General features: G+C 70.5%; 15 protein-coding genes. 8 read left to right on the plus strand and 7 right to left on the minus strand.

Annotated elements, in window-relative coordinates:
• Window positions 1–61 precede the first annotated feature (61 nt).
• From mutS to AC1DW4_RS07580, 6 genes are all read left to right on the plus strand, one after another.
• Complete coding sequence (mutS, locus tag AC1DW4_RS07555) at window positions 62–2,743, plus strand: DNA mismatch repair protein MutS (protein ID WP_477016632.1); 2,682 nt, start codon at window positions 62–64, stop codon at window positions 2,741–2,743.
• A 155-nt stretch (window positions 2,744–2,898) separates the two neighbouring features.
• Window positions 2,899–5,568 (plus strand): [protein-PII] uridylyltransferase, encoded by a 2,670-nt coding sequence (glnD, locus tag AC1DW4_RS07560; protein WP_477016633.1) that lies wholly within the window; start codon window positions 2,899–2,901, stop codon window positions 5,566–5,568.
• Between the two features lie 31 nt (window positions 5,569–5,599).
• The gene (gene murJ, locus AC1DW4_RS07565) at window positions 5,600–7,195 is read left to right on the plus strand and encodes a murein biosynthesis integral membrane protein MurJ (RefSeq protein WP_477016634.1); all 1,596 of its coding nucleotides are present in this window, start codon (window positions 5,600–5,602) and stop codon (window positions 7,193–7,195) included.
• On the plus strand, window positions 7,195–8,235 hold the full coding sequence (gene trpS / locus AC1DW4_RS07570; protein WP_477016635.1) for a tryptophan--tRNA ligase: 1,041 nt from the start codon (window positions 7,195–7,197) through the stop codon (window positions 8,233–8,235). The genes murJ and trpS overlap by 1 nt, the downstream gene beginning before the upstream one ends.
• A gap of 72 nt (window positions 8,236–8,307) precedes the next feature.
• Window positions 8,308–8,997, plus strand: a complete 690-nt coding sequence (locus AC1DW4_RS07575; RefSeq protein WP_477016636.1) for a GNAT family N-acetyltransferase — start codon at window positions 8,308–8,310, stop codon at window positions 8,995–8,997.
• Between the two features lie 11 nt (window positions 8,998–9,008).
• On the plus strand, window positions 9,009–9,467 hold the full coding sequence (locus AC1DW4_RS07580) for an OsmC family protein (protein WP_477016637.1): 459 nt from the start codon (window positions 9,009–9,011) through the stop codon (window positions 9,465–9,467).
• Between the two features lie 3 nt (window positions 9,468–9,470).
• Here the strand turns inward: AC1DW4_RS07580 and AC1DW4_RS07585 are convergent, their stop codons facing one another.
• The 6 genes from AC1DW4_RS07585 to rpe form a co-directional block, all read right to left on the minus strand.
• A complete protein-coding gene (locus AC1DW4_RS07585; RefSeq protein ID WP_477016638.1) occupies window positions 9,471–10,229 on the minus strand; it encodes a dienelactone hydrolase family protein in 759 nt (252 codons plus the stop codon).
• Window positions 10,230–10,406: 177 nt separating this feature from the next.
• Window positions 10,407–12,011, minus strand: coding sequence for a bifunctional phosphoribosylaminoimidazolecarboxamide formyltransferase/IMP cyclohydrolase (gene purH, locus AC1DW4_RS07590; RefSeq protein WP_477016639.1), 1,605 nt, complete (start codon window positions 12,009–12,011; stop codon window positions 10,407–10,409).
• 158 nt (window positions 12,012–12,169) lie between these two features.
• Window positions 12,170–13,072, minus strand: coding sequence for an oxygenase MpaB family protein (locus tag AC1DW4_RS07595; RefSeq protein ID WP_477016640.1), 903 nt, complete (start codon window positions 13,070–13,072; stop codon window positions 12,170–12,172).
• Window positions 13,072–13,626, minus strand: coding sequence for a hypothetical protein (locus AC1DW4_RS07600; protein ID WP_477016641.1), 555 nt, complete (start codon window positions 13,624–13,626; stop codon window positions 13,072–13,074). The genes AC1DW4_RS07595 and AC1DW4_RS07600 overlap by 1 nt, the downstream gene beginning before the upstream one ends.
• Window positions 13,627–13,701: 75 nt before the next feature.
• Complete coding sequence (locus AC1DW4_RS07605) at window positions 13,702–15,519, minus strand: heparinase II/III family protein (protein ID WP_477016642.1); 1,818 nt, start codon at window positions 15,517–15,519, stop codon at window positions 13,702–13,704.
• On the minus strand, window positions 15,516–16,178 hold the full coding sequence (gene rpe, locus AC1DW4_RS07610; RefSeq protein ID WP_477016643.1) for a ribulose-phosphate 3-epimerase: 663 nt from the start codon (window positions 16,176–16,178) through the stop codon (window positions 15,516–15,518). The genes AC1DW4_RS07605 and rpe overlap by 4 nt, the downstream gene beginning before the upstream one ends.
• A 123-nt stretch (window positions 16,179–16,301) precedes the next feature.
• On the opposite strand from rpe, the gene AC1DW4_RS07615 reads away from it, so the two are divergent.
• Both AC1DW4_RS07615 and AC1DW4_RS07620 read left to right on the plus strand, forming a co-directional pair.
• Window positions 16,302–16,973: a DUF4893 domain-containing protein gene (locus tag AC1DW4_RS07615; RefSeq protein WP_477016644.1), complete on the plus strand. Its 672-nt coding sequence runs from the start codon at window positions 16,302–16,304 to the stop codon at window positions 16,971–16,973.
• Between the two features lie 2 nt (window positions 16,974–16,975).
• Complete coding sequence (locus AC1DW4_RS07620; RefSeq protein ID WP_477016645.1) at window positions 16,976–18,178, plus strand: FAD-dependent oxidoreductase; 1,203 nt, start codon at window positions 16,976–16,978, stop codon at window positions 18,176–18,178.
• A 172-nt stretch (window positions 18,179–18,350) separates the two neighbouring features.
• Here AC1DW4_RS07620 and AC1DW4_RS07625 read toward each other — a convergent pair whose 3' ends face one another.
• Window positions 18,351–19,967 carry a serine hydrolase gene (locus tag AC1DW4_RS07625; protein ID WP_477016646.1) on the minus strand — a complete coding sequence of 539 codons (1,617 nt, stop codon included), beginning with the start codon at window positions 19,965–19,967 and terminating at the stop codon, window positions 18,351–18,353.
• Between the last annotated feature and the right edge of the window lie 59 nt (window positions 19,968–20,026).

Raw genomic sequence — 20,026 nt, forward strand, 5'->3', positions numbered from 1 at the left:
GCAGAGGTTGCGCAAGATCGCTTGAGCCGGGCCGCCCGATCCGTCACCCTGACGCCACGCCATGAACGCCCCCCTGTCCCATCCGCCGAAGATCGAGACGCCCGACGGCACCACGCCCGTCATGGCCCAGTTCCTGACGGCCAAGGCGTCGCAGCCCGACGCGATTCTGTTCTTCCGCATGGGCGATTTCTACGAGCTGTTCTTCAGGGATGCCGAGGTCGTGGCCGCCGCCATCGGCATCACCCTGACCAAGCGCGGAAAGCATCTGGGCGAGGACATCCCGATGTGCGGCATGCCGGTCCATGCGGCCGAGGGCTATATCGCCCGCCTGATCCGCCAGGGCTTCAAGGTCGCGATCTGCGAACAGATGGAGGATCCGTCGGAGGCACGGAAGCGCGGCTCCAAGGCCGTGGTCCGGCGCGACATCGTGCGGGTGGTGACGCCGGGAACCCTGACCGAGGATTCCCTGCTGGATGCGCGCGGCGCGAACCGACTGGCGGCGGTGGCCATCCGCAAGGGCCGCGCGGCCGTGGCCGTGGTCGAACTGTCGGCCGGAGCCGTCGACTGTGTCGCCTGCGAGATCGGCGACCTGGGCGCGACGCTGGCGGCGTTCCGGCCCAGCGAGGTCCTGGTCACCGACAAGGTCTTTTCCGATCCTGACCTGAAGGGCGCGCTGGACGGGTCCGGGGGCGTGGTTCAGGCGCTGGCCTCCGCCATGGCCGAACCGGCGGCGGCAGGGGGTCGGGTCGCGCGGCTGTACGGCGTCGCCTCGCTGGACGGGTTCGGCGCGTTCGAGGAGGCGGAGGTCTCGGCGCTCGGCCTCATCGCCGCCTATCTGGAGACAACGCAGGCGGGCAAGGTTCCCGCCCTGTCGCCGCCGAGACGGTCGGGGGATGCGGGGTTCCTGGCCATCGATCCGGCGACGCGGCTGTCGCTGGAGATCGACCGGACCCAGCGCGGCGAGCGCGAGGGCAGCCTGCTCGCCTGCATCGACCGCACGGTCACCTCGGGCGGGGCGCGGGCCCTGGCGGAGCGGATCGCCCGGCCGTTGAGGAATCCGGTCGAAATCAATCATGGATTGGACGCCGTCGAATGGCTGCTGGAGCGTCGGTCGCTGCGACGCGACCTGCGCGACGGGCTGAAGGCCTCGGCCGATGTGGCGCGGGCGGTGTCGCGCCTGGCGCTGGGTCGGGGCGGGCCTAGGGACCTGGCCGCGATCCGCGCGGGGCTGACGATCGCGGAGGCGCTGGCCGGGCTGTTCACCGTCTCGCCCGATCCTCTGACCGGTCCGCCACAAAGGATCAGTTCATGTCTGGACCGTCTGACCCTGTCGCCCGATCTGGCGCGGCTGATGCTCGATCTGGCGGACGGGCTGGCCGAGGAGCCGCCACATCTGGCGCGCGACGGCGGCTTCGTGAAGCCGGGCTTCCGGCCCGAACTGGACGCGGCCCGGACGCTGAGGGACGACAGCCGCCGCGTGGTCGCCGATCTGGAGGCTCGCGCGGTGGCCGAGAGCGGCGTGCCGTTCAAGGTGCGGCACAATGCGGTGCTGGGCTATTTCCTGGAGACGACGGCCAAACACGCCGAGCCCCTGTTCCGCGCGGGTCCCGAAAGCCCTTTCATCCATCGCCAGACCCTGGCCGCCCAGGTCCGGTTCACGACGGTGGAACTGTCCGAGCTGGACGCGAAGATCAGCCAGGCCGGGCACCGGGCGCTCGCCATGGAGGGCGAGACCTTCGAGGCCTGGCGACGCACCGTTCAGGACCTCGCGCGACCCCTACAGGCCGTGGCCGACGCCCTCGCCGAACTGGACGCGACGGCGGCCCTGGCCGAATGGGCCGAGGAGGTCGGGGCGGTGCGGCCCGTGGTGGATGACAGCCGCGTCTTCTCCGTCGAGGCCGGACGGCATCCCGTGGTCGAGGCGGCGGTGAAGAAGGCGGGCGATCCGTTCACGCCCAATGACTGTCGGCTGGATGGTGACGGTGTCGGATGCGCCCGCCTGTCGATCGTCACCGGGCCGAACATGGCGGGCAAGTCGACCTTCCTGCGACAGAACGCCCTGCTGGTCGTGCTGGCGCAAGGGGCCTGTTTCGTGCCGGCGAAGTCCATGCGGCTGGGCGTCGTCGACCGGCTGTTCAGCCGGGTCGGGGCGGGCGACGACCTGGCGCGCGGACGGTCCACCTTCATGATGGAGATGGTCGAGACCGCCGCCATCCTGACCCAGGCGACGCCATCAAGCTTCATCGTCCTGGACGAGATCGGACGCGGCACCGCGACCTACGACGGCCTGGCCATCGCCTGGGCCTGTGCCGAGGCCCTGCACGACGTGAACCGGTCCCGGACCCTGTTCGCCACCCATTATCACGAGCTGGCCCGGCTGGAGGAACGGCTGGACCACGTCTGCAACCTGTCCATGCGGGCGCGCGAGTGGAACGGTGACCTGGTCTTCCTGCACGAGGCGGTGCCCGGCGCGGCGGACCGGTCCTACGGCGTTCAGGTGGCCAAGCTGGCGGGCGTGCCGCCGTCGGTGGTGGCGCGGGCGCGGGCCGTGCTGGACCGGCTGGAGACCGAAAAGGCGGCGCAGGGGCGGCTGGACGACCTGCCCCTGTTCGCGGTGATGGAGCCGCCTGCACCGGCGTTGCAGTCGGCGGTGGACGAGGCGGTGGCGGCGTTGGACCCGGATGCGCTCAGCCCGCGCGAGGCGCTGGAGGCGCTGTATCGGCTGAAGGGGTTGGCAAAGTGACAATCCTCACTCGTGAGCGGAGCGAAACGGGGGAGGGGGACCGCCGCGCGCTTGCGCGGGGGTGGAGGGGGCGACCCCAGACACGGGCGTGCGTTTCCGCCCCCTCCAACACCCTTCGGGCGGTCCCCCTCCCCCGCTTTGCGGGTGAGGATTAGATGCCGACCCTCGACGCTCGTCTCGACGCCATCGTCTCCGGCCCCGGGGTTCGTCCGGCCGTCGCCGCCATCCTGAAATCCCATCACGATGCCGCCCGTGAGAAGATCGCGACCAAACTGGGCAACGGCCTGCCCGGCGTCGAGGTGGCCCGTCTGTATGCGGCCGCCGCCGACGACCTGCTGATCGCCCTGTGGCGGTTCACGACCGAGACCCTGTATCCGTCCCACAATCCGACCGAGGCGGAAAAGCTCAGCCTGATCGCGGTCGGCGGCTACGGCCGGGGGGTGCTCGCCCCCTTTTCGGACCTCGACCTGGTCTTCCTGCGCCCGTGGAAGACCACCGCCCGCACCGAGACGGTGGCGGAGTTCATGCTCTATGTCCTGTGGGATCTGGGCCTGAAGGTCGGATCGTCGGCGCGGTCGGTGGAGGAGGCGCTGAGCCTGGCCCGCACCGACATGACCATCCGCACCGCCTTGCTGGAGGCCCGGCCGCTGGCGGGCGACGCGGCGCTGACGGAAAACTTCCTGTGGCGCTTTCGGGGCATGGTGACCAACGCCGACCCCCGCCCCTTCATCGCCGCCAAGATGGAGGAGCGCGACGGCCGCCACCAGAAGGCGGGGGCCACCCGATACCGCGTCGAGCCCAATATCAAGGACGGCAAGGGGGGCCTGCGCGACCTGAACACACTGTTCTGGATCGCCCGGTCCCTGGCCCCCGAAAGTCCCCTGGGGGCGAAGGTTCTGGATGACCTGCTGACCGCCCGCGAGCGGCGCACCTTCGAGGAGGCGTTCGACTTCCTGTGGCGGGTCCGGTGTCACCTGCATCTGGCGGCGGGGCGGGCCGAGGAGAAGCTGACCTTCGATTTGCAGCCCGAGGTCGCCCGTCGCATGGGCTGGCGCGGACGCGGCGACGAACCGGCGGTCGAGCGGTTCATGCGGCGATATTTCCTGGTCGCCCGCGACGTCGGGGCCCTGACCCGCGCCATGAGCGCCACGCTGGAGGCGCGTCAGCAGAAGAAGACGATGAGCCTGTCGCGCCTGATCCCGGGGCGGAAGCGGAACCTGGGCGTGGCCGGCTTCATCGAGGATCGGGGGCGGCTGTCGGTCACCGGGCCGGAGGTCTTCGCCGAGGATCCGGTCAAGCTGCTGACCCTGTTCGTCACGGCCGATCAGCACGACCTGGACGTCCACCCCCATGCCTTTTCGGCGGTGACCCGGTCATTGTCGCTGGTGACGCCCCGGCTGCGGCGCGACCCGCGCGCGACGGCCGCGTTTCTGCATGTGCTGGCGCACGGGCAGAGGCCTTATCGCGTCCTGACGCTGATGAACGAGGCGGGGCTGCTGGGCCGGTTCCTGCCGGAATGGGGCCGGATCGTCGGCCAGACCCAGTTCAACATGTATCACGCCTATACGGTCGACGAGCACACGCTGCAGGCCATCGGCATCATCAACGACATCCAGCGCGGCAAGCTGAAGGCCGACCACCCCCTGGCCTCGGAGGTCGTGCATCTGATCGCCGATCCGGAGGCGCTGATGCTGGCCATGCTGCTGCACGACGTCGGCAAGGGCGGAGAACGCGGTCAGCTGGAGGACGGGGCCATCGCCGCCCGGCGCGCCTGCGAGCGGCTGGGGATCGAGACGCGGCGGATCGAGATCGTCGTCTGGCTGGTGCGCCATCATCTGGCCCTGTCGGACTATGCGCAGAAGCGCGACATCTCCGACCCCGCGACGGTGCGGGCGTTCGCCGAGATCGTCGGCGATCCGGAACGGTTGAGGATGCTGCTGGTCCTCACCGTGGCCGACATCCGCGCGGTCGGGCCGGGCGTCTGGAACAGCTGGAAGGGCCAGCTGATGCGGACCCTCTATGCCCGCGTCGAGGCCCTGTTCCGGGGCGAGGACGCGGAGGGGGCCGATCCCCTGGCCGACCATGCCGATCTGGTGGCCCGGGCCTGCGCGAGCGGCGCGGCGGCCGAGGCCCGTCAGGGGCCGGGCACGATGGAGGCGACGACGGAGATCGCCCTGGCCGCCCGCGACCGTCCCGGGCTGTTCGCCGATCTGACCGCCGTGCTGGCCGCCGCCGGGGCCGATGTGGCCGGGGCGCGGGTCGCGACGGCCGCCGACGGCACGGTGCTGGACGTCTTCCAGGTCCAGGACGGGGCCGACCGCCCCTACGGCCAGGACGAACCACGCCGCCTGACGTCGTTGATCGCGGCCCTGGAGGCGGCCGCGCGGGGGGAAGCTCCGGTCGCCCCCCCCGCCATGCCCGCGCCCTCGCCACGTCGCGCCGTGTTCGACGTACGACCCGTGGTGATGATCGACCCCGCCGCCAGCGAAGCCGCCACGGTGATCGAGGTGTCCGGCGCCGACCGGCCGGGCCTGCTGGCCGAGCTTTCGCGCACCCTGTCGGATCACGACCTGTCGATCCGCTCGGCCCATGTGGCGGGCTTCGGAGAACGCGCCGTCGACAGCTTCTATGTGACCGACGCCAAGGGCCGGAAGGTCACCTCCGACGCCGTGCTGGACCAGGTGCATGCCGCCCTGGAGGCCGTGCTGGACCGCGCGCCCGAACCCCCGCAGGGGCGCCGCATCACCGCCGCGCGTGCCAGCGCCCGCGACGTCTCCGACCTGCGCCCCCGGAAGGCCGTTTCGCCCGAGCCGGAACCGCGCTAAGGCGCATCAGTACTCCCCAACGGACGCTTCCATGAGCCTGGCCCGCAATACGCTCGTTCAGGCGACCCTGACGCTGGGCAGTCGCATCCTGGGGTTCGCGCGCGATCTGGTCCTGTCGGCCCGCTTTGGCCAAGGGCCGATGATGGACGCCTTCACCACGGCGTTGATGCTGCCCAACATGTTCCGTCGACTGTTCGCGGAAGGGGCCTTCGCGCAGGCCTTCGTGCCCATCTATGGCGGGGTGCGGGCGCGCGACGGCGAGGACGCGGCGGCCGTGACGGCGTCGGAAGCGCTCAGCTTCATGTTCGCCGTGGTGGCCGGGTTCTGCATCCTGCTGCAGGTCGCCATGCCCTGGGTCATGCCCTTCCTGCTGTCCGCCTGGAAGGACGACAGCGGCGTCATGTTCGCGGCCACCACGGCCGCCCAGCTGACCATGCCCTATCTGGCCTGCATGACCATCGCGTCCCTGCTGTCGGGCGTGCTGAACACCTCGGGCCGGTTCGCCCTGTCGGCGGGGGTGCCGGTGTTCCTGAACCTGTGCACCCTCGTGCCGCTGCTGGCCCCCAGTTTCATCGACATGAGCCAGCCGACGACCCTGCTGGCCGTCTCCGCCGCCGTGACCGTCTCCGGCGTCATCCAGGCGGGCCTGCTGTGGTGGGGCGTGCGGCGGCTGGGCATCCGGCTTCGGATCAGCTGGCCCCGGTTGACGGCGGGCGTGGCGCGGACGCTGAAGCTGGCCATCCCTGGCGTTCTGGCGGGCGGCGCCCTGCAGCTGAACTCGGTGGTGTCGCAGCTGCTGACCGGCTCGAACGAGGGTGCCCGCTCGGTGCTCTACAACGCCGACCGCCTGTATCAGCTGCCGCTGGGCCTGGTGGGCGTCGCGATCGGCCTGGCTCTGGTCCCGCGCCTGACCAAGGCGTTCGTCAGTGGCGACCACGAGGGCGGACGGCGCACGCTGGACGACGGCATCACCCTGTCGATGGCCTTCACGCTTCCCGCGGCCGTGGCCCTGTTCGTCATTCCCTTCTTCATCATCGACGCCACCGTGACGCGCGGGGCCTTCACCAGCCTGGATGCGGCCCGCACCGCCGACGTGTTGCGTCAGTTCGCCTGGGGCGTGCCCGCCTTCGTCCTGGCCAAGGTGCTGACGCCGCCCTTCTTCGCGCGCGAGGACACGCGGCGACCGATGATCTTCGCCGTCATCTCGGTCGTGGTGACCGTGGCCCTGGGGTCGGGGCTTTTCTTCTGGTTCAGCCGGACCGGCGTGGACGGCGTGCTGGGCCTGGCCATCGCCACCTCCGTCTCGGCCTGGATCAACGTCGCCCTGCTGGGCGGCACCCTGATGCGCGAAGGGGTCTGGGCCCCCTCGGCGCGGTTCGTGTCCAGGTTCTCACGCGTGCTGGCCGCCAGCGCCGTCATGGCCGCCGTCCTGATCCCCGCCAGCCTCTTCTATCGCGACCTCAGCCGGCTTCTGCTGGCCAAGGAGATCGCCGTGATCGCGGTCGTCGTCGCGGGCGCTCTTGTGTATGGCGTCTGCATCGTGCTTTTCCGCGCCGTCAGCGTCTCCGAACTGAAGGCGACGCTGAAGCGTGAACCCGGAGCGACCGCTTCGACCGGACTGGACTGATGACCGACGCCTCTGCCTCCCCCGCCTATGATGGCCCCCGCCGTATCCTCAGCGGCATCCAGGCCTCGGGCGCGCTGCACCTGGGCAACTATCTGGGTGCGCTGAAGCGCTTCACGGCGCTTCAAGACTCGGGCGCGCCCTGTTTCCTGTTCGTGGCCGACCTGCACGCCATCACGGTCTGGCAGGACCCGGCCCTTCTGGCGGCCCAGACGCGAGAGATCGCCGCGGCCTATATCGCCTCGGGCCTCGACCCTGCCAAATCGACCATCTTCCCGCAGTCGGCCGTGCGCGCCCATTCGGAGCTGGCCTGGATCCTGAACTGCGTCGCCCGCCTCGGCTGGCTGGACCGCATGACCCAGTTCAAGGAGAAGTCGGGCAAGCACAAGGAGCGCTCGTCCGTCGGGCTTTACACCTACCCCGTTCTCCAGGCCGCCGATATCCTGCTCTACAAGGCGACCGAGGTGCCGGTGGGCGAGGACCAGAAGCAGCATCTGGAACTGACCCGCGACATCGCCGCCAAGTTCAACACCGACTTCAACGCGCCCGGCTTCTTCCCCCTGCCCGAGCCCCTGATCCAGGGGCCGGCGACGCGGGTCATGAGCCTGCGCGACGGCGCGGCCAAGATGTCCAAGTCCGACCCCTCGGACCAGAGCCGCATCAACCTGACCGACGACGCCGACACCATCGCGGCGAAGATCAGGAAGTCCAAGACCGACATGGGCGTCATGCCCGAACCCGGCGAGGCCCTCGACGACCGGCCCGAGGTGCGCAACCTGATCGCCATCTATGCCGCCTTGTCGGACCAGACGCGCGACGAGGTCACCGCCCAGTTCGCCGGCCAGGGCTTCGGCGCCTTCAAGCCCGCCCTGGCCGATCTGGCGGTGTCGTCCCTCGCCCCCGTCACCGCCGAGATGCGCCGCCTGATGGACGACCCGGCCGAGATCGACCGCGTGCTGAAGGACGGTGCCGAGCGTGCCTCCGCCATCGCCGATCCGGTGGTGGACGAGGTCAAGAAGATCGTCGGCTTCTGGCGGGGCTGAGACGTCGCGCCTTTCGGACGCGGCGTTTTGATCGTGGCTGACGAACGCCGGCTCATACTCTAGAGCGTGGCCATGCCCCATCCGCTGGACCGCGCCGTCTGGAACGCCCTGACCACGCGCCTGACCTCGTTCGCCACACCCGATTCCGACGGCCGCGCCGTCCGGATCGACCCGGAGGTCGGGGTCTTCCTGTCCGGTGCCGACGCCAGAGCCGAGACGCTCCAGGCCATGGCCGCGCTGGCCTTGCGTCATCCGGGGGCGGGGATGGTGGAGCGCACCGGCGGCCCGATGGCGGCGCTCGATCTGCCGGGGGTCGAGGTCGTCAGCCGAATCCCTCTCGTGCAGATGGTGGCGACCTCGCTGACGCCGGGCGGCCCGGACCTCGGGTTCGAGACCCTGACGGAGGCGGACGCGCCGGACATGCTGGCCCTGGCGACCCTGACCAGGCCGGGGCCGTTCCGGTCGGCGACGCGGCGGCTGGGGCCGTTCATCGGCGTGAAGTCGGAAGGTCGGCTGGTGGCCATGGCGGGGCGCCGAATGCGGGTCGAGGGCTTCACCGAGCTCAGCGGCGTCTGCACCCACCCCGACTGGCGCGGCCGGGGCCATGCAGCGGCCCTGTCGCGCGCCGTGACCGCCGAGATATTGGCCTCAGGCGAGGGGGTCTTCCTGCACGCCTTCGCCGAACACCCCGCCACGATAGCCTTCTATCGGTCGCTCGGCTTCGAGGTTCGGGCCGAGATGACCTATACGATCCTGCGCTGAAGGAGACCGTCATGAGCGACCACATCGCCACCGTCGAATGGCGTCGGGGCGATCAGCCCTTCGCCGACAACAGCTATTCCCGTGCCCATGACTGGATGTTCGACGGCGGGGCGGTGGTCCGGGCCTCGTCCGCGCCGACCAGCGTGCCTGCGCCGATGTCCGACCCGACGGCCGTGGATCCGGAAGAGGCGCTGGTGGCCGCCGTCTCCAGCTGCCATATGCTGTTCTTCCTGGCCCTGGCGGCCAAAGGAGGTTTCGTCGTCGACCACTACCGGGACGCGGCCTCAGGGACGCTGGCGCGCGACGACCGGGGCCGGATGTCGATGACCGGGATCGTCCTGCGTCCCGCCATCGCCTGGTCGGGCACCGAACCCGACGCGGAGACGCTCGCCGACCTGCACGGCCAGGCGCACCGCCTCTGCTACATCGCCAACTCGATCCGGGGCGAGGTGCGGGTGGAACCGGCCTGAGGCTCAGCCCACCGGCGGTGCCACCGCTGTGTCCTCCAGCAGGGCGACGAACCGGCGGATCGCTTCCTGGGTCAGGTCGGGGTCGTAGCGCATCGGCAGGGCGGTCATCGGCTCGTCGAAGCTGTGGGTGCCGTCCGCGACCCAGGTCTCGACCTCGGCCCCGCAGTTCCTGACCATGGCGTGGATCCGCTCGGCGTTGCGGACGGTGGTCAGGTGATCCTTCGCCGAGATGACCGCCAGGGTCCTGGGGCAATGCTTCCACGGCCGCATCCGGTTCAGGGCGGCGATGCCGACGTAAGGATAGGCCAGATAGGTCGCCTTGACCCCGTTCAGCGACACCGCGCCCGGATCGGCGACCCCGAGCGACCCGGCCGCGCGGTCCGCGCTCATCGCCTCCATGATGCCCCAGCCGCCGTGGCTCCACCCCGCCAGGACCAGTTTGGAGCCATCGACGTCCGGGCGTTCCGAAACCCCCCGGATCGTCGCCAGGATGTCCCCCGCCCGCTCGTGCCCCCGCAGCATCAGGCCGGTGCAGACCGTGGCCATGGCGAACTGGCGGCTCCAGCCGCGCGGCGCATAGGAATCCACGATCACCGCCCGCCACCCCGCCGCCTTCGCCGCCTGCGCATACATCGGCAGATGCCCCCTCAGGCCGCCGCAGCCGTGGAACAGCAGGGCGGTCGGACGAGGGCGGTCGTCGTCCGGGCCGACGACGGTCGTGGCAGGCTCGAGTCTGGCCCAGCGGGCGGAGAGGGTGTCCATGGGTGTGATCCTACTGCCTTCTCCCCTTGCGGGAGAAGGTGGCCCGCAGGGCCGGATGAGGGGTGCGAAGATGCAGAGGGACTGCGTCGGGCAGGTTCCTCATCGGCGAGACCGGGCTTCACCCCTCATCCGACCTCGCTTCGCTCGGCCACCTTCTCCCGCAAGGGGAGAAGGATGCTAATGCCGGAAGACCCGCACGCCCGTGAAGGCCATGGCGATGCCCTGTTCGTCGGCGGCGGCGATGACCTCGGCGTCGCGCATCGAGCCACCCGGCTGGATCACCGAGGTGGCCCCGGCGGCGACCGCTTCCAGCAGTCCGTCGGCGAAGGGGAAGAAGGCCTCGGACGCGCACGCCGACCCTTGCGCCAGCGAATGGGCCAGGCCTTTCGCCTCTCCGGCCTCGCGGGCGCGGATGGCGGCGATGCGGGCGCTGTCCCTGCGGTTCATCTGGCCCGCGCCGATGCCGGCGGTCTGGCCGTCCTTGGCGTAGACGATGGCGTTGGACTTGACGTGCTTGGCCACGGTGAAGGCGAACAGCATGTCCTCGATTTCCTGCGGCGTCGGCTGGCGGCGGGTGACGATCTTCAGGTCGGCGGGCTTGATCAGTGAGGTGTCCCGCGACTGGACCAGGAATCCCCCGGCGACGCTGCGGAACACCTCGCCCGCGCCGTGCGGATCGGGCAGGCCGTCGGTCAGCAGCAGGCGCAGGTTCTTCTTGGCGGCGAAGACGGCCCTGGCCTCTTCATCCGCGCCGGGCGCGATGACCACCTCGGTGAAGATGTCGGTGATGGCGCGGGCGTCGGCTCCGTTCAGCGACCGGTTGACCGCGATGACCCCGCCGAAGGCCGAGACGGCGTCGCATTCCAGGGCGCGGGCGTAGGCCTCGGCCAGGGTCGCGCCGACCGCAACGCCGCAGGGGTTGGCGTGTTTGACGATGACGCAGGCCGGGGCCTCGAACTCCGCCACCAGCTCATAGGCCGCATCGGCGTCGGCGATGTTGTTGTAGCCCAGCTCCTTGCCCTGGATTTGCTGCGCGTGGGCAACGCCGGGGCGCATTTCGCCGGTGCGATAGAAGGCCCCGGTCTGGTGCGGGTTCTCGCCATAACGAAGCGTCTGGGCCAGCGACCCGGCGATGGATTTGCGAGCGGGGGCCGCCTCCTCCAGCTGGCCTGCGAACCAGCCGGAGACGGCGGCGTCATAGGCGGCGGTGCGGGCGAAGGCGCGGGCGGCGAGGCGCTTCCGCAGGGCCAGATCGGTCGACCCGTCGGCCTTCAGCGCGTCGACGATCTCGCCGATGGACGCCGCATCCACGGCGACGGCGACATAGCCATGGTTCTTGGAGCCCGATCGGATCATGGCCGGGCCGCCAATGTCGATGTTCTCGATCACGGCGTCAAAACCGGCCCCGGAAGCAACGGTTGATTCGAACGGATACAGATCGATCCAGACGATATCGATGGGACCGATCCCATGCTCATCCATCGCCGCCTTGTGCGGGGCCGCGTCGCGCACGCCCAGCAGGCCGCCGTGAACCACGGGGTGCAGGGTCTTGACCCGGCCGTCCATCATTTCGGGGAAACCGGTCAGGTCGGCCACGTCCTTCACCGGCAGGCCGAACCCCGCGATGGCGGAGCGGGTGCCGCCCGTGGACACCAGTTCGACCCCCGCCGCGTGCATCGCCCGCGCCGCCTCTTCCAGCCCCGTCTTGTCGGACAGGGAGATCAGGGCGCGGACGGGCCGGACGGCGTCGGGCGCGGGCGGAAAGTCGGGGGCGGCGGGCATGGGGCGGTCCTTGCTCGCCCAATCTCCGCTCATCCCGGCGAAAGACGGGATCCAGACCTTTGGGCGATCGATGCTGGCGTTGAGACCCGGCTCCTATCCCACGCGTCCTTGATGCGAAAGAACCGGGTCCCGGCTTTCGCCGGGATGAGCGGAAAAAATCACTGATCCGCCGCCGCCCGCACACCGGCGAACGTCCAGCGCAGCGTCCTGGCCAGCCCCATCGTCCCGGCCCGCACCAGGGGCCGCGTCAGGACCGGGGCCGACAGCCCGTGCATCCGCCTTGCCCAGACCGGCAGAAGCTCGATGCCCGCCTGTAGCGTCATGGTCTGGATCGGAGCCGTGGCCGGGCTGGACGACGGCTGGCTGAGGACCAGGCGGGCGACCTCGCGCGTGCGGTCGTCGGCGCGCAGCTGCGGCCGCATCCGGTCGATCAGACGCCGCGCCTCGATCCGCGATCGTGGCAGGGGATCGGCCCCCAGCATGGCCCCCATGGTCGCCATCTCGGCGAAATAGCGGTCCTGATCGGCCGCCGACATGCCCGGCTCGCCATAGCGGATCCAGCCGTTCAGAAAGCTCCAGCACTCCGTCACATGGACCCAGGCCAGCAGCTCGGGATCGGATACGCGATAGGGCTCGCCGGACGGCAGGGTGCCGCCCAGATGGCCGTGAATCGTGCGCACCCGGTCGATGGCGCGCGTCGCCTCTTCCGGTCCGCCATAGGTGGTGACGGCAATGAACCGGGCGGTCCGCCTCAGCCGCCCGTGCATGTCGGCGCGAAAGTTGGAGTGGTCCCAGACCCCGGCCAGCACCTTGGGATGCAGCATCTGCAGCAGCAGGCCGGACACCCCGCCGACCAGCATGCCGACCACGTCGCCATGAACCCGCCAGGCGACCGAGTCTGGCCCGAACAGCCCGTCGGGTCGCCGCACGATCGGCGTCTCGCCCTTCTTCGGATCGTTGAACATGGCCACGACCTGCCTAGCGATCGCCCGCTGGGCGACAAGCGCCAGCGGGGGGCCGATGGCGCGCTGCGTGGACAGGGCAAGGGGGCTGCGGGCCATCAGTCCGGATCTGGCGCGATGTTGGTCGAGGCGGCCGGGCACATCAGGCGGAAGGCAGCCGTCAGGACATAACCCCCGCCCGCGCCGGAATAGTCGCGAATGTCGCCGCTGTCCTTGTCCTGCCAGACGGGCATGACCTTGCCGTCCTCGGCCTCCTCGTCGCGGACCCAGGCGGCGGAACTGCCATCGGAGACCGTGCGGGCGATGCAGTCGGCGGTCATCTCGTCCTGCGGCGGAGCGGTTCTCTGATCGGCGCACCCGGCGATAGCCTCGGCGTTTCCGGCACCGAACGAACCCATGCAGTAGGCATAGTTGTCCTCGGCCATCGTCTGTCCGACCAGTCTGGCCGACGCCGTGTCGATGCCGTCGATCGACACGATCTGAGCGCGGGGAACGTGATTGCCGAAATAGAAGTAGCGGACCGGCGTCGCGGCCGGCGCCTGCGGGGCCGAAACGGCAGGATCGGCGGCCGGTGCGCGAGGGGCCGGTTCGCCGGTCGGCTTGCAGGCGGCCAGGAGGGTCAGGGCGGCAGCGGCGGCGATCGCGGTCTTCATGTCGGCATCCTCGGTGTGGTGTCGGACAGGACTAGCACGGGGCCGGTTCCGCCAGAGTGCCTGTTCCTGACGCGGTCAGGTCGGATCGCCCGCGGCCCCGGCAGGGGAAAGCTTCCAGCGGATCTTGGTTTCCGCGTCGGTCCGCGCCGATCCGCGCACCACGACCTGAAGCGACCGACGCGTCAGTCCGTCCTCGACATGGACGGACGGCTCGATCGCCACATCCGGTCCGTCGGTGCGGAACCACCAGCCCCGCCCCGAATGACCGCGCAACAGGATCGAGCGCCGGTCGCGCGCCAGCGACGCCTGTGCCCCCGGCTCCAGATGGAACCTCACGGCATAGGGCGCGGCGATGGCGCGGACCGTATCCCGATGGTCGGGGCAGGGATGCAGCCGCTCCTCGGCCCTCAGCTCGTCCAGCCTCTGGTCCAGATACAGCCGCCGCTGGTGAAGCAGGCCATATTGGACCGCCCAGGCGTCGTGCTCGACCTCCAGCCAGACAGCGCCCTCGCCGTCGCGCTGCTCGGTGGTGCATTTGTAGGGGCGGCCGAACAGGCGCGGCCCCAGAAGCTCGCCCTTCCATCCGCCCAGGGGTTCGGCGAACGACTGCTCGCCCAGGGTCAGGGTCGAATGGCCGGGGGCCAGACGCAGGCCCTGGCGGTCCGCCGCGCGCGGCGTCCAGCCACAGCCGGTGATCAGCCGATCGCGCCCGCAGACGATCTCCAGCGCCAGGGGCTGGGCGCAGGCCGTTTCGGACCAGGCGCCCTTTCCCGGCGATCCGGCGTCGGCGACGACGGTCAGCAGGGGCGAGCGGATGCGTATCAGGGCGCCCACGGTGCCCGCCGTGCCGCCCGGCGTCTCGGCATGGTCGTCGTGGGCGCGGGCGGCGGCCACGCGCGCGGGTGTCGAGGGGCCGCCCCCCTGGAAGCCGGCCAGCCGTCCGTCGGGCAGGGTCTGCAGCCGCAGCGCCGTGGTCAGCCGGACGATGGCCCCGGCCATGGCCTCGGGCGGGGTTTCCGACAGCTGCGACAGGGCGTCGTTCAGGCTCAGGAGGTCCAGCAGCAGCTCCAGCCCCGCCTCCGGACTGCGCGAGGCATGGCCGCCGTCGCCGAAGACCGTGACGCGCAAGGCTCCCGTCAGTCGCCCCAGGGCCGCCCGCCGGATCCGCGCGCCCGGCGGTCCGGCCAGCACGCATCCCGCCAAAGCCGCGGCGACCAGACGCTCGGCCTTGCCCGCCAGTCCGCCGGGCGGTCGCAGCAGCTGGCGCGCCTGACGCCCCAGCACGTCGGCCAGCCTCAGGCGATCTGCCTCGGAGGCCACCGCCCCCATGCGCCGGGCGGCGCAGGCCAGGTTGAAGGTGCGCCGCGCCAGGATCTGCGGGTCCCACGCGAAGGGCGACCAGCGGGCGAAGGTCTCGGCCCAGATCAGGGTCAGACGCACGGCCTCGCGCGCCCCGCGATCCTCCTGCAGCATCAAGGACGGCAACCAGGCGAAGGCATGCAGGTCGGTGGCGAAGGCCCTGGACGGACTGGGGCGATTGAACGGATCGGCCGGAGCCTCGGCCTCCATATGGGTTCCGGCCAGATGGAAGCGGCCGCCCAAGACCGCCTTGCCCGGCGCCGGATCGACGGGTCGGAAATCGCGCGGTGTGGCGGCGAAGGCCACGGCCTTTCCCGCCGCCAGGGTCATGGCATAGCCGGGCAGGCCATACAGCTCGATCCACATCTGGCGGGTCAGCATCCGCCCGGCGATGGCGGGCCACAGGGCCGGACCGGTCTGGGCACCGCTGGTCCTGACCGGCGTCCGCACCGGCGCCCCTCTCAGGCCCGGAATGCTGCCCTCGCCGACGGGCGGCGCGGGCGTGCGATCGGCGAAGGGCCCGATCGGGTTCATGCGGCCTTCAAAGCCGCGATGTTGGCGGCATAGGCGTCCGGCCCGCCCCGGAACACGGCCGTCCCGGCGACCAGGGCATCGGCCCCGGCGGCGACGCAGGCCCCGGCATTGGCTGCAGTCACCCCGCCGTCGACCTGAAGGTGCGCCTGTGATCCCGCCGCATCCAGCATGGCTCGCGTCCGCTCGATCTTCTTCAGGGTCGAGCCGATGAAGGACTGACCGCCGAAGCCCGGATTGACCGACATCAGCAGCACCAGATCGACCAGCTCGATCACGTCCTCCAGCACGCTCAGCGGCGTACCAGGGTTCAGGACGACGCCCGCCTTGGCCCCCAGCTGGCGGATGCGGCCCAGCGTCCGGTGCAGGTGCGGCCCGCTTTCGGGGTGGACGGTCAGGATGTCGGCCCCGGCCTCGCGATAGGCCTCCAGCCACGGATCGACCGGCGCGACCATCAGGTGCACGTCGAACGGCAGGGATGTGTGGGGCCGCAGCGCCTTCACCACGTCGGGGCCGATGGTGATGTTGGGCACGAAATGGCCGTCCATGGCATCGACGTGGACCCAGTCGGCCCCCGCCGCCTCGATCGCGGCGACCTCGGCCCCCAGTTTGGCGAAATCGGAGGCCAGGATGGACGGGCAGATCAGGGGCGTTGTCGGCATGGTCAGGGGATAGGCCCGGAGCGTCCGGGGGGCAAGCGCGACGGATCGCATCCCCTCGCACCGCTTGACGAGAGGGCCGGGCTGGGGCTCCGTCCGCCCTGCTTATGCCGCTCCGGAGTGTCCATGCGTTTCGCCCGCCTCTCCAGCCTGATCCTGCCCATGATCCTGGCCGCCTGCGCCAGTACCCCGCCGCCGCCCCCGCCACCGCCCCCTCCGATGTCCGCGCCGACGGCATCGGGCAGCATCAACAGCGGGGCGTTGCGCGACTGGCGCGGCATCGTCCGCTCGGCCGACCGCGACCGCTATGCTCGCAGGGACGCGGCCTGGCGGCTGGCGCTGGAACAGGCGCGTCGCCAGACGGGGTCGGGTGACCTGCGATCCCTGGGCGATCTGACCGATCCCGGCGCGGCCCGCCGCGACGTGACCCCGCCGGTCGGCGACTACCGCTGTCGCACGGTCAAGCTGGGCTCCCAGGGCGGCGAGCAGGGTCTGGGCTATGTCGTCTACGACTGGTTCGCCTGCCGGATCGAACAGACTCCGCGCGGCTTGAAATTCTCCAAGACCACCGGCTCGCAGCGCCCGTCCGGCCTGCTGTTTCCCGAGGACGACCGCCAGATGGTCATGCTGGGGTCGCTCGCGCTCGCCGCCGAGCCGCCCGCCAACTCCTATGGTCAACGGCCCGAACGCGATCTGATCGCGGTGCTGGAACGGATCGGCGACGCCCGCTGGCGGCTTGTGATCCCTTGGCCCCAGACCGAATCCAACCTCGACCTGATCGAACTGGTCCCGGCCTGACGGTGAGAGGCCCGGTCGAGGTCGCCATCGTCGGGGCCGGTCCGACCGGGCTGGCGCTGGCCCTGATGCTGCGGCGTCAGGGGCGTCGCGTCGTCGTCCATGAACGGTTCGATGCCCCCCGCCCCATCGGCGCGGGCTTCATGCTGCAATCGACGGGGCTGCATGTGCTCGACCGGCTGGGACTGACGCCTCAGGTTACGGCGCTGGGCCAGCCGCTGAACCACGTCTTCGGGCGCGAGGCGCGCCGTCGCCGGGTCGTTCTGGACGTCAAATACTCGGACCTGAAGGTGCCCCGCCCCGACGGCATCAACGCCATGGGCATCCACCGGGCCAGCATCTTCCATGTGCTGCACGACGCATGCCGGGCCGAGGGAGTCCAGTTCCAGACCGACACCGAGATCGTCGCCGCGTCCGCCGGCCGTGTGACGTCGGCACGCGGCGCGGTCGGCTCGGCCTTCGACCTCGTCGTCGATGCCTCGGGCGCGCGTTCTTCCATCGCGCACGCCCTCTTGGTCGCGCAAGGACACCGCCGCGCCGAACTGCCCTGGGGCGCGCTGTGGGCCACGGTGCCGTGGCCCGGCGCGCCGTTCGATGAGGGCGCTCTGGAACAGGTCTATCGCGGGGCATCTCGCATGATCGGCGTCCTGCCCTGTGGCACCCGCCCCGATGCGCCCGACCGTCTGGCGACCTTCTTCTGGAGCCTGAAGCACGCCGACCATCCCGAATGGCTGGAGACCGGGCTGGAGCCCTGGAAGGCCGAGGTCCGCGCGCTGTGGCCCGACGTCTCGCCCGTCCTCGACACGATCACCGACCCCGATCAGCTGACGCTGGCCCGCTATGGCCATCACACCCTGCCGTTGCCCGTGGCCGACCGTCTGGCCGTCGTCGGCGACGCCGCCCATTCGACCAGCCCGCAGTTGGGCCAGGGGGTGAACATGGGCCTGCTGGATGCTCAGGCTTTGGCCGATGCGCTCGACACCCACCCCGACCTGACTGAGGCGCTCGCCGCCTACGCCGCCGCCCGGCGCTGGCATGTCCGACTGTATCAGGCCCTGTCGATGGGCTTCACCCCCTTCTATCAGGCCGACGGAAAGGCCCTGCCCTGGGTCCGTGACCATGTGCTGGGCAAGCTCGCCCGGCTGCCCTTCGCCGCCCGGATCCTGGCCGCGACGGTATCGGGGGTGTTCCTGGATCCGAGGCGGTGAAACAGAGCGTCTCCTCCCCGTCTGCCGCTTGGCCGATGGGGAGGTGGCAGCGAGCCCTTGCGAGTTGACGGAGGGGTTCTGGCACGCACGCCGAAAGAACCCCTCCGTCTCTTCACTAGGCCACGAGCCGATCGCAAGCCCCATGCTTCGCATGGGGAGGAGACGTGCAGCACTACACCCGCGTCAGCCGCAGATCCTGGTAGTCGTAGCTGAAGTCGATGTCGGGGCTGACGCCCTTGACCGTGGCCCGGACCGGCCGCCCGTCCTCGATCTCGAAGGTGACGAAGGCGTCTTCCTCGCGCTTGTCGGGGAACCTCGTCCGCATCGTCTCGCCGTCATAGGGCTCCAGCGGTCCCTGCAGCGACGGCGTGTGGGTGAACTTCAGCCACAGGGTCACGTCGCGCGCCTCGATCGTGATGTCGCCGTACCAGGGATCGCGCCACGTCCCGACATAGGCCGACAGCGGCAACGACGGCTTGGCCCCGGCCGCCTGTTTCGCATCGATCTCGACCGCCGCCGCCAGCGACTTGGCTGTCCCGTCGGCCTCCAGCTTTTTCGAGTCCGCGATCCAGTCGAAGCCCGTCTTGCCCATCACGATGTCGGCGATGCCGCTGCGCAGGGTCCGCAGCAGGAAGCTCTCCTCGGCATTGGAGAACACACAGAATCCCGCGTTGCGACCGGGGATCAGCACCGTCGCCGAAATCCCGCCGGGCGATCCGCCGCCATGGCTGATCAGCCGCTCGCCGCGATAGTCCTGGACCTGGAAGCCCATCGCATAGGTCGAGGCGATGGCCCGGCCGGGCAGGGCGGCGGTCGGCCCCTCGGTCCCCGAGATGATGACGTTGGGCCGCCACATCTCGCGCGCCGTCTGCTCGCTGAACAGGCGCGTGCCGTCGGGCATCAGACCCAGGTTCAGCCGCACCGCCATCCATTTGGCCCAGTCGGTCGGGGTGGTGCAGATGCCGCCCGCCGCCGCCGCATTGTCCCAGTTCCAGACCTCGGCGATGCTGTCCGCGATCTGCGTCATCGCGCCCTGGTATCGCAGGGGCGGCCCGACGCGCGCGTGGGGCAGGGCCGACTTCGCCGGATCGGCCAGCCGCGCCAGGGGCACGGTCTCGGTCATGCCGACCTTGTCCAGCACCCGGGTCTGGACGAAATCCTCCCACGCCATGCCGGACACTTTTTCCAGCACCGCCCCGGCGATCACGAACATCAGGTTGCAGTAGTGGTAGTGGGCGCGGAAGCCGTCCTCGATCGGCACGAAGGCGGCCTGGGCCACGACCTCGGCCCGCGTCCGGTCGGTGTTTGGCCAGAACAGCAGGTCGCCGGCCCCCAGGCCGAACCCCGCCCGGTGGCTGATCGTGTCGCGCACCGTGATGTGTTCGCCGATATAGGGGTCCGACAGGGTGAAGCCGGGCAGATAGGTCCGCACCGGCTCGTCCCACTTCACCTTGCCCTCATCGACCAGCATGGCCAGGCAGGCGGAGGTCACGTTCTTGGTGTTCGACGCGATGGCGAACAGGGTGTGTTCGTCGGCCTTTGCCGCCTGCCCCTGGACCTTGACGCCATACCCCTTGGCCAGCACCGCCTGCCCGTCCTTGACCACCGCGATGCCCAGCGCGGGTTGATCGGGCCAGGCGGCCATGCAGGCGGTCACGAAGGCATCGACCTGTTCGGCCAGCGATCCGGCGTCGTTCGCCGCGTCTTGTGCCCATCCCACGGCGGGCGTCACCATGGCCCCCAGGCTGGCGGACATCAGGGCCGAGCGGCGGGTCAGCGAAAGCGACATGGCGGTCTCCGGGAAGGTCAGACCGCGACGCTATCCCGCCCTGCCCGGCGCTGTCCATG

Source organism: Brevundimonas sp. P2_A6 (assembly GCF_056404975.1).